The following is a 14,963-nucleotide window of genomic DNA, read 5'->3' as shown; positions in this document are numbered from 1 at the left end:
TGGGAGCGTTCTCACACGCCCGCGAACCGCAGCTCCATCTCGATCTCCTCGCTCGTCGGGTCCAGGACGTACGGGACCCGGACCCCGTGGTCGACGAAGCCCCGGCGCCGGTAGAACGCCTGGGCCCGCAGGTTCCGCTCGTGCACGTGCAGCGTGATCCCCCCGACCCCCCGCACGTCCCGCGCCCACGCGAGCACCGCGGCGAGCAGCCGGTCGGCCAGGACCCCGCCGCGGTGGGCGGGCTCGACGAAGACCGAGACGAGGACGACACCCCCCGCGGGGTCGGTGAAGGCACCCATCGTGCCCACCCACCGATCGGTCGCCCCCTCGACGCCGACGACGGTGAAGCTGCCCGGCTGCCAGGTGCGGCGGACCCGGAACCGCCACTCGGCCTCGTCGTGCCCCTGCGCCGTCGCCAGGGTCTCGGCGAACGCCTCCGGGGTGTCGGCCAGCATCCGCAGCCGCAGGTCTCGCCAGTGCTCCCACTCGGCTTCCACGGGTCTGCGCACCAGCACGGTCACGCCGGGCACCCTACGTCTGGCGATCACCCCGGCCCCGTGGCACGCTCACGGCGTCAGACGAGAGGACCCTCGACGACGAGGCGGTGGACCGTGGAGCGACACGTGAGCTCGGTGACGACGGACGCGTCGTCCCCCCTGGACGAGCTGGAACTGCGGCACGACGGCCGGCGGGTCGACCCCGTCGCCGGCACCCGGGCCGCCGACCTCGACGTGCGGCGCGTCCTGGTGTGGTGGAGGGGTTTCGAGCACCAGCTGCGGACCCGTTCCGGGGAGCTGCACGGCGTCGGCGCCGAGCTGGAGCGCGGTGCGGCCGCCGTCGACGACGTCCTGCGCGAGCGGACCCCGCAGCTCGCCGGCGACGTCTTCTCCGCCGTCGCCACCGGTTTCGCCGCCGGTCCGGGCCTGCCGGCGCTGCTCGCCCCCTGGTTCGCCGAGTTCGGCCGCTCCTGCGGCCGGGAGGCCGGCACCCGGGCCCTGGCGGACGCAGCCCGGGCGGGCCTGGTCGCCGTGCAGCGCGCCGGGGCCCCGGCCCCGGGCGCCGGGTCCCTCGTCGACGCGATGGCCCCCGCAGCCGACGCCCTCGCCGGGGCGGACGTCGCCGACGTGCCCGCCGTGGCCGCCCTCAACGCCGCCTACCGCGCCGCGGCCGACGGCACCCGGCACACCGTCGTCGACGGCGTGGTGGACCCGGGGGCGCTCGCCGTCACGTGGTTCTTCGAGCGGGGCACCGTCGTCTGAAGGACCCTGCACGCGACGGTGCGGCGAGGTGGTCGCTCGGACCGGCGTGCCGGCAGCGTCGAGCAGTTCGTCCGGGCCCACGAGGCATCGGCCGCACACCCGATCACCAGGGCACGGTCCACCTCCGCGAGCGCGTGCCGGTGCGGCGGTACCGGTGCGGTGCGCGCACCGGGCAGGGACGTCCAGGGAAAGTACTTGCAGCTTGAAAGACAAGGGCGTATCGTCGAGCTCAGTCAGTTGAAGCTGCAAACACTTCTGGAGGACACCATGGGCTGGTTCGGCGGCAAGGACAAGAACAGCGGCACGACGACGCTCGAGGCCCCCGCGCAGGCCCCAGCGGGGATGCCCGCCGTCCCCGGCTACCAGGCCGGCACCTGGACCATCGACGCGAGCCACTCCGAGATCTCGTTCACGGTCCGGCACATGGCCGTCAGCAAGGTCCGCGGCCGCCTCGGCTCGGTGTCGGGCGAGATCGTCACGAGCGAGGAACCCGGTCGCTCCTCGGTGACCGCCGAGGTCGACGTCACCACCATCACGACGTTCAACGAGCAGCGCGACGGCCACCTCAAGACCGGCGACTTCTTCGACGTCGAGACCCACCCCGTCGCGACCTTCCGGTCCACCGCCTTCGGCCACGACGGCGACGACTTCGTCCTCACCGGTGACCTGACCCTCAAAGGCGTCACGCGCCCGGTGACGCTGACCGTCGAGGTGTCCGGTTTCGGTCCCGACGCCTACGGCGGCACGCGCGCCGGGTTCTCGGCCAAGGGCCGGATCGACCGTCGCGAGTTCGGCGTCGAGTTCGACGCGCGCCTGGACAACGGCGGGCTCGTCGTCGCCGACAAGGTCGACCTCGAACTCGACGTCGAGGCCGTCCTCAACCCCTGAACCTGGATCCACCGCCCGGGTGAGGTTCCACGGGTTGGACGTGAGGCGGCGGGTGCCTGCCGACCTGCAACGACGGGACTCCTCACGGAACCACGTCGTCTGCCAGGGGAGGCACCCGCCGAGTGCACGTCCCGCACGCCCTCTTCGCTCAGCACCTCACCTCGACCGGGCCCCTGGCGCGCCCGACGCCACCGCGAAGGCCACCGGCCTGATCGCCGGGATGCTCGCCGGCGCCGACAGCATCGACACTCCCACCGTCGCCCCGGGGCCCATGAACGTCCTGCGCTGCGGCGGAGGCGGGAAACTGTTCGAGGACGTCCGCGCTCCCTCGACCTCGGGGACGTCCCTGCGGTCTTCCACCCGTGGCCCCGCCCGTCAGCTCGACGCGGTGGCGGCGCGGTTCCTCAGCGGTCCGCAGACCGCGACCACCCCGACCAGCCCGCCAGCCATCCTGGGGACTCGGCGGCACGAGGGGTCGGTGGCCAGCGCCAAGGGCTCACCAAAGCTGCTTCGTGACGCTGTGGCGACCCTGCAACGCACCAGCACCAGAAACCGGTTGGTGATCGTGCGCGCGGACTCGGCGTACGACAACCACGTCACGGTCGCCGCGGCCGGGCTCGGTTCTCCATCACCGCACGGAGCGATCCCCGCTGTCCGGCGGGCTGTCGCGGGTATCGCCCACGATGCGTGGACGGCGATCGAGGGCTCTCCACGATCGAAGGTGCAGCCGGGGTCTCAAACTCCCGGCTGCACCGCGTTCACCGGCCGACGCTCGGCCGAGGACGGTGCCCTGGCGCACCTACCGTCAGAGGAGTTCCAGGCGAACGCGGCGTGGTCGGTGCCGGCCGCGACCGCGCACGACCTGACCCGCACGATCGTCGTCGTGGCCGGGACCGCACACCGACGCCGGCGGGCGGGGACGGTCCGGCGCGAGCTGATCAGCTTGCCGGCCCGGGTCGCGTCCTCGGCTCGGCGACTGCGGCTGCACGCCCCGTCCGGTCGGCCCTGGCGGTCCGGGTTCGAGCACCTGCAGACTGCGATCTCCCAGATCGCCCGCCAGCAGTCGTTCAGGGTCGCGGTGGATCTTGGTCCCGGACGCGGTCCGGTCGCGCGGGATCTGCCCGCGTCGTGGCGGGCAAGGACGACCCTGGTGTTGCCGAACGCACGGATCCCGCGATCCCTGGCAATGCTGTAGCCGCGGCGGCTACGATCGGAGCATGACGACCATCCCCCTGCGCGAGCTGCGCAACGACTACGCCGGAGTCCTCCGCCGCGTCGAGGAAGGGGAGAACTTCACCATCACCCGCGACGGCCAGCCCGTCGCCCAGCTCAGCCCCTACGTCGCCCCGCACGCCCCCCGCCGAGCCGTCCCCGTCGCGGACCTCCGCACGCTCCTCTCCCGCCCCGCCATGACGCAGGAGCAGGTCGCCGACCTTCGAGCCGACCTCGCCGAGGCCGACTGGGCCATCCCGGACCCGGACGAGGAGGCCCACGAACCTGCGGAGCCCATCGCCAGCGAGCGAGCTGAGGACGCCCGCGCGGTGCGCGAGTGGGCTGCGGCCAACGGGATCACGGTCGCTCCCCGCGGGCCGGTCGCCACCAGCCTCAGCACGACCGACAGCGAGAAGAAGTGACGCACCTGCTCGACTCCAACGCGGTCTACGACCTGCTGAGCGACGCCACCTTGCTCGACGCCGTCCCCCCGAACGCTGAGCTGCACGTCTCCGCTGTCACCGTCTTGGAGCTGCAGTTCGGCATCGCCAAGGCGGCGCACGACGGCGACGCCCAGAAGGTCACGCTGCGGCAAGCCACCCTCGCGCAGGTCTCCGGCCTGTTCGACCCCGAGCCGATCGACGGCGCTGTCCAGGCGGTGTTCGGACGCATCTCGGCCGCAGCCCTCACCGCGGGCCAGAACCCGCGCAAGCGGATGAACGACCTGATGGTCGCGGCGACGGCCCTGGCGAACGGGTGGACGCTCGTGACGGCGGACGAGCAGCTGATCGCGGCTGTCGGCCCGATCCTCGACACCCTGAACCACCGGCCCTGACGGCGGTCACATCGTCGCCGCACCGTGAAACGCGCTGCCTCAGCCTGAATCCACCGCCGGTCGTCGCTGACCGCGAGGTGGTGTGAGGCGGCGGGTGCCTGCTGACCTGCGACGACCACGACCTGCAACCACGACGTCGTGGCGACCGCCCGCCGCGCCCGAGCCCGGTTCTCGATCGCCGTCCGCCACAACCCTGCTGTCCGGCAGGTGATCTCGACCATCGCCGACGATGCGCGGACGCCGACCGAGTACACCGATGCGGTCTGGGACGAGGACGATCAGCGGTGGGTGTCTGACGCCGAGGTCACCGAGACCACCTGCACCGCGTTCACCGGCCGACGCTTGGCCGAGCACGTCAGCGCCCGGTCGATCGTGCGCCGGGTCGAACGGCTCGACCCCGAAGTCGCCAGGGGGCAGGGCGAACTCTTCGACACCCGCCGCCACCACGCGGTGTTCACCGACTCCCCGGCCCCGGTGCTGGAGGCGGAGAAGTCCCACCGCGCGCACGCGATCGTGGAATCCACGATCGCAGAGCTGACGGACAACACGCCGGCGCATCTGCCGTCGGGGCAGTTCCAGACCGACGGCGCCTGGCTGATCCTGGCCGTGACCACCCACGACCCCACCCGGGCGGTCGCGGTGTCGGCCGGGGCGGGTCGTCACAGTGAGCAGATGGGGACCACCCGCAGGAAGTCGATCTCACCCCCATCTCGGCTCGCCTCCTCAGCTCGCAGGTTCCGCTTGCACGCCCCACGGGTTTGGCGGTGGCAGGTCGGCTTCGACGACCTCACCGCAGCCCTGGCGGTCACGGCCTCGGTTGTTCCCCGCCAGCCCAGGCCGACGCTGAGGACCTGAGCACCACCAGATGTCCCTCGCCTCACGGGGCCCGAGCAGGGAGCACGGTGGAGGAGCCGGCATCAGGTCGGCGGCTGCTCCACGACCCGGTGTCAGGCCCCGCCGGGATCACCGTGCGGTGGATCCAGGCTGAGCGAACCCCTGAACCCCACCCGGCTCAGCACGGTCGACAGCATCGCCGCCCGCGGGGACGTGGCCATCAGCGCCACGTCCTGCGCGGGCGTCGTCGTCCCGTCGAGGAAACCCAGCACCCGGTGGACGGGGTTGCGCCGGAACAGGTCGACGAAGAACACGGCCCCGTCGACCCGACCCGAGGTGAGCGCCTGCAGGACGAGGGAGTCCATCAGCAGGTGCCGACGGCGGTGCGGTGGCGGCAACGCCAGGCCCTGCGGCCCGTGCGCCACGACCTGCGCGGCGAGCGCGTCGGCCTGCCGCTGCAGCGTGGTGAACGAGTACCCGGTGGACGGGCGGATCGACCCGGCGTTCGCCCCCCACCGCAACACCCCGGGTTCGCCCGAGGCCGGGAACCGCGCGTCCGTCATCGGGATGACGCCGCGCTCCTCCCCCAGCACCTCGTGCGGGCCGGTGCCGCTGCGCTGCAGGAACTCCCCGAGGCGGTCGCGGTACCCGGCGTCGGTGAGCAGGTCGGCGGAGAACTCCGTGTACTCCACCAGCGCCTCCGTCGTCGACGTCGGCAGCACGTACCCGAACGCGACCCCGCCCGCCGGCTGCGGGGTGCGGAAGTCCATGAGCGTGGCCGTGGCCGGGTCGAACACGGGACGGCGCGCGCGCACCCGGTGCCCCAGGAAGTGCTGCCACAGCAGGGTCCGGCCGTCCGTGGGGACGGGAACCGGCCGGGTGTCCACGGCGGGCACCGGGGCCGGCCCCGTCAGCACCCGCTCGTGCACGGGCACCCCGGCGGCGGCGAGCTTCGCGCGCACCGCGCGGTCCAGGTCGTGGGAGTGCAGGCTGCGGTAGCGCCAGGACCCCAGGTCGGCCGTCACGACGGCACCATCGGGGGCGACGAGCCGGACCCGGGGCCAGCTCGCCGAGACGAGGTGCCCGAAGGGTCCCGGGCCCGTGGCGCCCCAGGTGCTCCACGTCCGGTCCGGGCTGCGCACGTCGGCGGCCCGGGGGGCCTCGACCACCTCGAACGGGACACCGGCGTCCACGAGCCGCCACGCCAGGCTGGCCCCGGCGGCGCCGAGGCCCACCACGGTGAGCGCGGGCCCCGCGTGCCGGGCGGCCCTAGTGTTCGTCACGGCTGCCCGCCCACGACCGAGAGGACTGCTGTGAAGATCGTCAACGGGTTCAAGGACTTCGTCCTGCGGGGCAACGTCATCGACCTCGCCGTGGCGGTGGTCATCGGCGCCGCGTTCACCCGGATCATCACGTCCATCGTGGACAACCTCATCACCCCGCTCATCGCCGCCCTCGGCGGGGCTCCGGACACCGACGCGCTGTGGCGGTACGAGTTCAACGGCGCGACCTTCGGTCTCGGCGCGATCGTCGGCGCGGTCGTCAACTTCCTCATCGTCGCCGCCGTCGTCTACTTCGTCATCGTCACCCCGGTCAACCGCCTGCTGGCCCTGCGCAAGAAGGGCGAGGTCGCCGCACCGAAGGCTCCCACCGAGGACGTCGTCCTGCTCACCGAGATCCGCGACCTCCTGGCCGCGCAGTCCGGCGGCACGACCCCGACGCTCGGGAAGGAGTAGCGCCACCGGTCCCCGGGAACCCCGCGCTCAGCCGCCCTCGGGCCACACGGCGAGGAGGACCTTGCCGCTGACGCTGGAGTCCCGGGCGACCTCGAACGCCCGCTGCGCCTCGTCGGCGGGCAGGACGTGCGTGATGACCGAGGCCAGCGCGGGGGTCGTGGCGAGCAGGCGCACGGCCTCGTCGATCTCGTCCTTGAACCGGAACACGCCCAGGACGGTGAGCTCCTTGGAGACGGCCGGGGCGAGGTTGACCGGACGCGCCTCGTCGGGCGCCATCCCGATCTGGGCGACGACCCCGCGCCGGCGGGCCGCGACGAACGCCGCGCTGATCGCCGGTGCGGCCCCGGAGCACTCGAAGACCACGTCGAACTCCCCCGCCGGGACCTCGTCGACGCCGATGCGCAGGACGCGGTCGGCGCCGACGACCCGCGCCCGGTCCAGCGGTTCGGGCAGCAGGTCCGCGACGACGACCTCGGCGGCGCCGCGGGCGCGGGCGGCCGCCGCGGTGAGCAGGCCGATGGGCCCGGCGCCGGAGACGAGGACGCGGGCGCCCGTGACGTCCCCGGCGCGGGTGACGCCGTGCAGGGCGACGGCCAGCGGCTCGGCCAGGGCCGCGCGGTCCAGCGGCAGGCCGGGGGGCAGTTCCCGGACCATGCCGGCCTCGACGACGAGGTACTCCCCGAGGGCACCCTGGGTGTGCGGGGTGGTGGAGGCGCTGCCGAGGTAGGACCCCCCGGGCCACAGGTGGGGTTCGTCCTCGACCCCGCGCTCGGGGGTGCCGAACCGGGCGGGGTGCACGGTCACGGGCGTGCCGGGCGCGTACCGGCCGGCGGGGTCGAGGTCGACGCGGCCGGACAGCTCGTGCCCGGGCGCCAGCGGTTCGCGCACGACGAACGCGCCGTTGGCGCCCTCGAAGTAGTAGTGCAGGTCCGAACCGCAGATGCCGACGTAGTCGACCCGCAGGCGCACCTGCCCCTCGCCGGGTTCGGGGGTGGGGACCTCGCGCTGGGCGAGGTCGAGCCTGCCGTCGATCTGGACGACCTTCACCGGTGCTCCTCGTGGCAGTGCGGGTGCGGTGGGGACGGGGACGGGCGTCAGACGACGCTCGTCATCCCGCCGTCGACGAAGATGTTCTGCCCCGAGACGAAGTCGCTGGCGCTCGAGGCGAGGTAGACGAGGGTGCCCTGCAGCTCCTCGACCCGGCCCCAGCGCCGGGCGGGGGTGCGCTGGCGCAGCCACGCGTCGAACTCGGGGTCCTGCCACAGGGCGGTGTTCATCTCGGTCGCGAAGTAGCCCGGGGAGATGGTGTTCACCTGCACGTTGTGCCGCGCGAGGTCGGCGGCCATGCCGCGGGTCAGCTGGGCGACCCCGCCCTTGGAGGCCGAGTACGGGGCGATGGTCTGACGGGCCAGCACCGACTGCACGCTCGCGATGTTGACGATCTTGCCGGAACCGCGCTCGACCATGCCCGGGGCCACGAAGCGCGAGACGTAGAAGACGCCCGACAGGTTCGAGGCGATGACGGCGTCCCAGTCGGCCACGGAGAACTCCGTGAACGGTGCGCGCCGCTGCAGGCCGGCGTTGTTGACGAGGACGTCCGGGGCGCCCTGATCGGCCAGCAGGCCGCCGACGGCGGCCTCGACGGCGGCGGCGTCGGTGACGTCGAAGGCGACGGTGGCCGGGCGCGTGCCGGTCTCCCGGTCGAGCAGGTCGGCGGCGGTGGTGAGGGCGGCCGCGTCGCGGCCGTGCAGCGTCACCCGCGCCCCGGCGCGGGCCAGCGCGAGGGCGAGGGACTGGCCGAGCCCGCGGGAGGACCCCGTCACGAGGGCGGTCCGGCCGGTGAGGTCGAAGAGGTCGGTCACGGGTGCGGCTCCTGGCGGGTGGGGCGGGACGGGGTCAGAACGCGGCGCCGACCGCGAACACGAGCAGCGCGGCCGCGAACCCCAGGACGGACTCGATGGCCTGCTGCACGGTCCAGGTCTTCAGCGTCGTCTTCACGTCCATGCCCATGAGGCGGCCGACGAGCCAGAACCCGGAGTCGTTGACGTGACCGGCGAACACCGAACCGGCGGCGGTGGCGAGCACGACCGCGGCCAGCTGCACCGGGTTCAGGTCGGCCGCGGCGACCGCCGGGGCCACCAGGCCCGCGGCCGTGACGAGCGCGACCGTGGCCGACCCCTGGGCCAGGCGCAGGATGGCGGCGATGAACCAGGCCGCGACGATGACGGGCAGGCCGAGGTCGCCGAGGGTCGTCGACAGGGCGTCACCGATGCCGGAGGTGCGCAGGACGCCGCCGAACATGCCGCCGGCGCCGGTGATGAGGACGACCGAGCAGATCGGCCCGAGGGCGCTGTCGAGCGTCTTCTCCAGCGCCGAACCCCGGACGCCGCGGGCGCGGCCCAGGACGAGGGCGGCGACGAGGACGCTGATGAGCAGCGCGACGGAGCTCGTCCCGATGAACACCAGCGCCTGGACGACGGTGTTGTCGGCGTCGACCGCGCCGAAGGTCCCGAGCGTGCTGAACAGGGTGTTCATGAGGATGAGCACGAGCGGCACGGCGAGGATCGCCATGACGGTCCCGGCCTTCGGCGGGTTCTGCGCCTGCACGTCGTCGTCCTCGCTGCCGAACAGCGACAGCACCGGCAGCGGGTTGCGGGCGTTGGCGACCTTGGCCCACAGGTACCCCGAGACGTACCAGAGCGGGAACGCCACGACCAGGCCGGCGAGCAGGACGACGCCGATGTTGGCGCCGAGCAGGTCGGTCGCCGAGACGGGGCCGGGGTGCGGGGGCAGGAACACGTGCATGACGGAGAACGCGGCGGCGGAGCTGAGGCCGTACAGCAGCATCGAGCGCCCGCCCATGCGGCGCGCGACCGCGAAGACGATGGGCAGCATGACGATGAGGCCCGCGTCGAAGAAGATCGGGAAACCCATGACGAGCGAGGCGACGCCCAGGGCGAACGGTGCCCGCTTCTCGCCGAAGACGTCGATCATCTTGTCGGCCAGGACCCGGGCGCCGCCGGAGGACTCCACGAGCCGGCCGAGCATGGCCCCGAGACCGACGAGCAGGGCGACGGAGCCCAGGGTGGTCCCGAAACCGCTGACCAGCGTGCTGGCGATCTGGTTCGTCGGGATGCCCGTGGCGATGGCGGTGAGGGCCGAGACGATGATCAGCGTCAGGAACGCGTGCAGCTTGAAGACGATGACGAGCACGAGGATCAGGGCGATCGCGCCCGCTGCGATGCCCAGGAGCGGACCTGCTCCGAGCGTTTGAGTCCAGTCTTCCATTGACTTCCTTCTACGGTGAACGGAGGTCGCGCCGCGGGTGGGAGGACCACCGGGGCGCTCGGTGCGGTGCGCCGGCGCTGATGACCGCTGCCACCGGCGCCAGGTCCGGGCAGGGTGTCATGGAAAGTAGTACTTTTCTACTCGCCCTGGTGACGGGACCGGTGGCACGACGATCGTGAGGGGTCCATGACCGGTCCGAGCTCCGCCTCGCGCACCCACGGCAGCGTCCTGGACACCCTCGGCCGGCGCATCACCTGCGGCGACCTGCCCGCGGGTTCGGTGATCACGCTCGCGGGCATCGAGGCCGACACCGGCACCAGCCGCACGGTGGCCCGCGAAGCCGTCCGCGTGCTCGAGTCCCTCGGCCTGGTCCGTTCCCGCCGCCGCGTCGGGATCACCGTCCAGCCGCGCAGCTCCTGGCACGTGCTGGGCGCGCAGACGATCCGGTGGACCCTGGACGGGCCGCTGCGGCAGACCCACCTGCTCGAGCTGGTGGAACTGCGCGCGGCCCTCGAACCCGCCGCGGCCCGGCTGGCGGCCGGACGGGCCGACCAGGCCCAGCGGGACGGTCTGGTGCGGCTGGCGGAGGAGCTGGTGCGCCTCGGCAGCGCGGGCCTGGGGGACTCCCCCGAGTACCTGCGGGTCGACATCGACTTCCACGCGCTGCTGCTCGCGGCGAGCGGGAACCCCCTCTACGCCGAACTGGCCGGCCCGGTCCGCGAGATCCTCGTCGGGCGGGCCGAGCGAGGTCTGACCCCGGCGGACCCGGCGCCGGGCACGCTCGACGCGCACCTGGCCGCTGCCCGCGCCATCGCCCGCGGGGACGGCACCGACGCCGAGCGCAACGTCCGCGAGCACATCGCCATCGTCACCGGGGAGCTCCACGGGGCCTGAGGGCACCCCGAGCCGTCAGCGGTCCCGGGACTCCGACCCCACGACCAGGGCCGGGCGGCCCGGGCGGCCCGGGCACGGCACGGTCGTCAGCCAGCGCACCAGGTCCGCCGGCGGCAACGGGCGGGCGTGCAGGTACCCCTGGGACTCGTCGACGTCGAGCCCGTGCAGCACCGCCCGGGTCTCCTCGTCCTCCACCCCCTCGGCGACGACGCGCAGACCCAGCCGGTGCGCGAGGGCGACGGTGGCCTCGACGATCTCCGCCGTCCGCGGTTCGCCGAGCACCCGGACGGTGAACGCCCGGTCCAGCTTGAGCTCGGTGGCGGGCAGGTCGGTCAGGTACGCCAGGGAGGAGTAGCCCGTCCCGTAGTCGTCGATGCTGAGCTGGACGCCGCGGTGGGTGAGGGCGTGCGTGACGGCGAGCGCCAGGTCGGGGTCGGCCATGAGCGTGGTCTCGGTGACCTCCAGGACCAGCCGCCCGGGCGCGAGACCGCTGCCGGTCAGGACCTCGTCGACCAGCGGCAGCAGGTCCGGGTGCCCCAGGCAGCTGGCGGAGACGTTGACGGAGATGCGCAGGGGCACCCCGTCGTGGCTCCAGGTCGCGGCCTCGGCGGCGGCGCGGCGCAGCACGTGCCCGGTGAGCAGCTGCATGAGGCCGAGTTCCTCGACCAGCGGCAGGAACACCAGCGGCGGCAGCAACCCCCGGGTCGGGTGCTGCCAGCGGACGAGGGCCTCCACGCCGACGACGCGACCGCTCGTGAGGTCGACCTGGGGCTGGTAGTGCAGGACGACCTCGCGCCCCATGCGCTCGTGGCCGGACCGCACGAGGCGGCGCACCTCGTCGGCGAGACCGGCGCGTTCGCGCAGCCGGGCGTCGACCTCGGAGTCGTAGACGCTGACCCCGCCCCCGGCGGTCTTGGCCGAGTACATGGCGGTGTCGGCCTGGCGCAGCAGGCGGTCGGCGTCCAGCGCACCGGCCGGGCCGGAGCGCACACCCACGGACACCCCGATCTCGGCCCGTTCGACGACGGCCGCGTGCACGGCCTGCCCGATGCGCGCGGCCTGGCACTCGTCGCGGCCGGGCAGCAGGACGGCGAACTCGTCACCGCCGATGCGCGTCAGCACCGCGTCGGGGGGCAGGGCGTGCCGGGCGGCCGCCACGACGCGGCGCAGCAGGTCGTCCCCGGCGTGGTGGCCGTCGCGGTCGTTGACCTCCTTGAACCGGTCGACGTCCAGGAGCAGCAGGGCTCCGGCACGGCCGTCGGCCACGAGCAGGTCCAGCTCGCGCAGGAGGGCCCGGCGGTTGCCCGTGCCCGTCAGCTCGTCGGTGAGCGCCTGCTGGCGGGAGTCCGCGAGGTGCTTGAGCTCGCGGACGAGGTGGACCATCCGCAGGCTGATGCCGACGACGGCGGCCGCGGCGTAGCAGGAGGCGGTCCAGCCGTCGCGGTGGCCGTCGAGGCCGAGCGCGGCCGCCGCCAGGAGGAGGACGAGGAGCGCGCCCACCGCGGGGGCCTGGCTGGTCGCCGGGACCGGGACGGCGCGACGGGGCAGGACGGAGGCCAGGGCGATGCCCAGGGTGGCCACGGTCCAGCCGAGCTGGGTGTGCGGACCGTCCGAGGGACCCCCGCGAAGACTCAGGTTGAGCGTGATGAGCCCGGCCAGGACGAGCAGGACGAGCCACATCCGCACGTCGCGCGACAGGCCGCCGACGCCGGCGACCGTGGCCGCCGTCCCGAGCAGGATGACGAGCGAGGAGACGACGAGCGCCCACAGCTGCTCCTGCCAGGAGGGCCAGGCGGCGGGCAGGAAGCCGAACCACCGTTGCGCCACGAGCACCGCCGCGGCGAGCGCGACGACGGCGCTGAGCCCGTTGAGCCAGTCCCCGGGGTCGGAGACGTACGTGCGGAACCGGTTCCACCGCACGAGGGCCGCGTAGACCAGCGGGGTCGCGACCACGACCGAGAAGCCGGGCAGCGCGCCCGCCGCGAGGTCGACGGTGGCCAGGGCCGCCGGTCCCAGGGCGATCACCGCGAGAGCGCCCGCCCACCAGCGCCAGACGGCGGCCTCGCGCCGGCCGGCGAGCACCAGGACCAGCACGCCGGCCAGTTGCGCGGCGAACAGGACCAGGTGGGTGCGCGCGGGGGGCGCGCCCAGGAGGACGGCTCCGACGGTGAGACCGGCCGCGAGGGCGAGCAGGGCGGCGCGCGCTCTGGCCAGGCTCGGACGGGGGGTCACCCGCATGACATCGGTCACGCCGGGGGGCGGCTGGCTGCGCCGTTCGGGTCGAACGTCGGCGCGGGCGGTCAGCGCAGTTCGCGCACCCGCACCGACCGCAGCCGGTTCAGCGCGGCGGCCACCTCGTGCCGGCGGGGCACGGCGACGTCGGCGGCGGCCCCGCCGGTCCAGTCCGCGGTGGGCCCGGTCAGGTCGGCCTCGAGGCGGTCCAGGACCTCCGGCAGCGTCCGGCGGCCGTCGAGGTGGCCGGCCGCGACGGCGTGGTCGAGCGCGAGGCCGGCACCGGTCACCTGGCCGGCGTCGGTGAACTGCCGCACGGCGCGCACGTCGACGTCGTGCTCGCCCAGCCGCAGGGTGTCGGTGCCGACGGCGGACACCCGCCGCCGGCCCCGCGCGGTCGTGTCGACGCCGGCGGGGTCCGGGACCCGTTCGCGCACCCGGGGGAACGTGCCGGCCTCGACGACCCGGCCGGTGGGGCGGCGGGCGACCTCGCGGGCCCGTCCGGTGACGTCGTGGCAGCGGTAGGAGTCCAGGAGCAGCACGCGGTCGGCGACGTCGAGGTAGTCGCCGCTGGACCCGACGACGACGACGGTGGACACGCCGTGGTCCTCGGAGAGGGACTGGACGAGGTCGACGAACGGGTTCAGCGGTTCGGACGCCTTGGCGACGAGTTCCTGCATGCGGGCGTCGCGGACCATGAGGTTCGTCGCGGTGGTGTCCTCGTCGAGCAGCAGCACGCGCGAGCCGGCCTCCAGCGCCTCGACGGTGGCGGCGGCCTGGGACGTCGACCCCGACGCGTCGGCCGTGGAGAAGTCCCGCGGGTCGGCGCCGCCGGGCAGCCCGCTGACGAACGCGCCCACGTCGACCCGGGTCACCGCCCGGCCGTCCTCGGCGCGGACGGCGGCGGCACCGGGGTCGGTGACCACGAGCTCCCGGCCGTCGCCGGGCACGTGGTCGTGGACCCCGGCCTCCAGCGCCCGCAGCAGCGTCGACTTGCCGTGGAAACCCCCGCCCACGAGCACGGTCACCCCCGTGGGGACGCCCGCGCCGGTCGTGCGGCCGCGGTGGGGCAGGTCGACCTCGACGCGCAGCGAGGGCGGGGACGTGAACGGGACCGCGCCGGGCAGGGGCCGGTCGTCGACCCCGCTGGCCCGCGGCAGGACCGCGCCGTCGGCGACGAAGGCGACCAGCCCGAGCCCCGGCAGCGACGAGCGCAGGTGGTCGGCGTCCTGCACGGCGTCGCAGAACGCGCGGGCCGCGTCGAGGTCGGCGCCGAGGACGTGGTCGAGGAGGTCCGGCAGCGTCCCGGCGAGGTCGGCGGCGGCCCGCCGGCCGTCGATGCGCCGTCGCGGCCCCGGCAGCGGGTAGGCGAGGCGCAGGACGGTCGACCCGTCGGCGGACACCTCGCAACTGCTGCGCTGCAGCACCTCCTGCCCGCCCGCGTCGACGCGGAACGGTCCGGCGACCGCCCGGGCGGTGCGGGCGAGGAACCCGGCGAGGGCGCGGCGGCGGACCGGGGAGGTGAGGTCGAGGGCGGCGAACGGGGTCCGCGGGCAGTGCACCTCCCACCGCGAGGGCGGGGCGAAGGGGTCGGCCTGCCCGTGCCGCAGGGTCGCCGTCGCCCCCTGCCGCAGGGGCCAGGCACGACCGGTCAGGGACCGGTAGCGGGCGTAGGGCGTACCGTCGAGGCGTTCGAGGGTTCCGGCGAGGGTGTCACGGGGTCCTGGCACCGGGGCACCCTACGCAGCGCCCGTCCGGGTGGCCCGTGTCAAGACCGGGGACCGG

At 74.3% G+C, this 14,963-nt stretch carries 15 protein-coding genes; 8 read left to right on the top strand and 7 right to left on the bottom strand.

Features of this window, described 5'->3' with window-relative positions; all coding sequences use genetic code 11:
* Window positions 1-11 precede the first annotated feature (11 nt).
* Window positions 12-521, bottom strand: a complete 510-nt coding sequence (locus AB2L28_RS14715) for a GNAT family N-acetyltransferase (protein ID WP_370719726.1) — start codon at window positions 519-521, stop codon at window positions 12-14.
* A 102-nt stretch (window positions 522-623) separates the two neighbouring features.
* Here AB2L28_RS14715 and AB2L28_RS14710 point away from each other — a divergent pair, with 102 nt between their 5' ends.
* The 6 genes from AB2L28_RS14710 to AB2L28_RS14685 all read left to right on the top strand — a co-directional run bounded on the left by AB2L28_RS14710 (window position 624) and on the right by AB2L28_RS14685 (window position 5,049).
* Complete coding sequence (locus AB2L28_RS14710) at window positions 624-1,259, top strand: DAK2 domain-containing protein (protein ID WP_370719725.1); 636 nt, start codon at window positions 624-626, stop codon at window positions 1,257-1,259.
* 342 nt (window positions 1,260-1,601) lie between these two features.
* Window positions 1,602-2,147: a YceI family protein gene (locus AB2L28_RS14705; protein WP_370719779.1), complete on the top strand. Its 546-nt coding sequence runs from the start codon at window positions 1,602-1,604 to the stop codon at window positions 2,145-2,147.
* A 478-nt stretch (window positions 2,148-2,625) separates the two neighbouring features.
* Window positions 2,626-3,342 (top strand): hypothetical protein, encoded by a 717-nt coding sequence (locus AB2L28_RS14700; RefSeq protein ID WP_370719724.1) that lies wholly within the window; start codon window positions 2,626-2,628, stop codon window positions 3,340-3,342.
* A gap of 22 nt (window positions 3,343-3,364) precedes the next feature.
* Window positions 3,365-3,781, top strand: coding sequence for a type II toxin-antitoxin system prevent-host-death family antitoxin (locus AB2L28_RS14695; RefSeq protein ID WP_370719723.1), 417 nt, complete (start codon window positions 3,365-3,367; stop codon window positions 3,779-3,781).
* Window positions 3,778-4,194, top strand: a complete 417-nt coding sequence (locus AB2L28_RS14690) for a PIN domain-containing protein (RefSeq protein ID WP_370719722.1) — start codon at window positions 3,778-3,780, stop codon at window positions 4,192-4,194. The genes AB2L28_RS14695 and AB2L28_RS14690 overlap by 4 nt, the downstream gene beginning before the upstream one ends.
* Before the next feature lie 138 nt (window positions 4,195-4,332).
* Window positions 4,333-5,049: a hypothetical protein gene (locus AB2L28_RS14685; protein WP_370719721.1), complete on the top strand. Its 717-nt coding sequence runs from the start codon at window positions 4,333-4,335 to the stop codon at window positions 5,047-5,049.
* Window positions 5,050-5,141: 92 nt separating this feature from the next.
* Here AB2L28_RS14685 and AB2L28_RS14680 read toward each other — a convergent pair whose 3' ends face one another.
* Window positions 5,142-6,311, bottom strand: a complete 1,170-nt coding sequence (locus AB2L28_RS14680) for a lycopene cyclase family protein (protein WP_370719720.1) — start codon at window positions 6,309-6,311, stop codon at window positions 5,142-5,144.
* Between the two features lie 36 nt (window positions 6,312-6,347).
* On the opposite strand from AB2L28_RS14680, the gene mscL reads away from it, so the two are divergent.
* Window positions 6,348-6,764, top strand: a complete 417-nt coding sequence (gene mscL / locus AB2L28_RS14675) for a large conductance mechanosensitive channel protein MscL (protein WP_370719778.1) — start codon at window positions 6,348-6,350, stop codon at window positions 6,762-6,764.
* A 27-nt stretch (window positions 6,765-6,791) separates the two neighbouring features.
* Here the strand turns inward: mscL and AB2L28_RS14670 are convergent, their stop codons facing one another.
* The 3 genes from AB2L28_RS14670 to AB2L28_RS14660 are packed head-to-tail and all read right to left on the bottom strand — an operon-like array spanning window position 6,792 to window position 10,052.
* Window positions 6,792-7,811, bottom strand: coding sequence for an L-idonate 5-dehydrogenase (locus AB2L28_RS14670; protein ID WP_370719719.1), 1,020 nt, complete (start codon window positions 7,809-7,811; stop codon window positions 6,792-6,794).
* A gap of 47 nt (window positions 7,812-7,858) precedes the next feature.
* Window positions 7,859-8,626 (bottom strand): SDR family oxidoreductase, encoded by a 768-nt coding sequence (locus AB2L28_RS14665; protein ID WP_370719718.1) that lies wholly within the window; start codon window positions 8,624-8,626, stop codon window positions 7,859-7,861.
* A gap of 34 nt (window positions 8,627-8,660) precedes the next feature.
* Window positions 8,661-10,052 carry a GntP family permease gene (locus tag AB2L28_RS14660; RefSeq protein ID WP_370719717.1) on the bottom strand — a complete coding sequence of 464 codons (1,392 nt, stop codon included), beginning with the start codon at window positions 10,050-10,052 and terminating at the stop codon, window positions 8,661-8,663.
* A 186-nt stretch (window positions 10,053-10,238) separates the two neighbouring features.
* Here AB2L28_RS14660 and AB2L28_RS14655 point away from each other — a divergent pair, with 186 nt between their 5' ends.
* On the top strand, window positions 10,239-10,946 hold the full coding sequence (locus AB2L28_RS14655) for a FadR/GntR family transcriptional regulator (protein WP_370719716.1): 708 nt from the start codon (window positions 10,239-10,241) through the stop codon (window positions 10,944-10,946).
* Window positions 10,947-10,961: 15 nt separating this feature from the next.
* Here AB2L28_RS14655 and AB2L28_RS14650 read toward each other — a convergent pair whose 3' ends face one another.
* The gene (locus tag AB2L28_RS14650) at window positions 10,962-13,178 is read right to left on the bottom strand and encodes a putative bifunctional diguanylate cyclase/phosphodiesterase (protein WP_370719715.1); all 2,217 of its coding nucleotides are present in this window, start codon (window positions 13,176-13,178) and stop codon (window positions 10,962-10,964) included.
* Between the two features lie 68 nt (window positions 13,179-13,246).
* Window positions 13,247-14,908, bottom strand: a complete 1,662-nt coding sequence (locus AB2L28_RS14645) for a P-loop domain-containing protein (RefSeq protein WP_370719714.1) — start codon at window positions 14,906-14,908, stop codon at window positions 13,247-13,249.
* Window positions 14,909-14,963: the final 55 nt, after the last annotated feature.

The sequence above is a fragment of the Kineococcus mangrovi genome (assembly GCF_041320705.1).
Classification (GTDB): domain Bacteria; phylum Actinomycetota; class Actinomycetes; order Actinomycetales; family Kineococcaceae; genus Kineococcus; species Kineococcus mangrovi.
The sequence above is the reverse complement of the archived record's forward strand: the minus strand, read 5'-3'. Positions and strand labels throughout refer to the sequence as shown.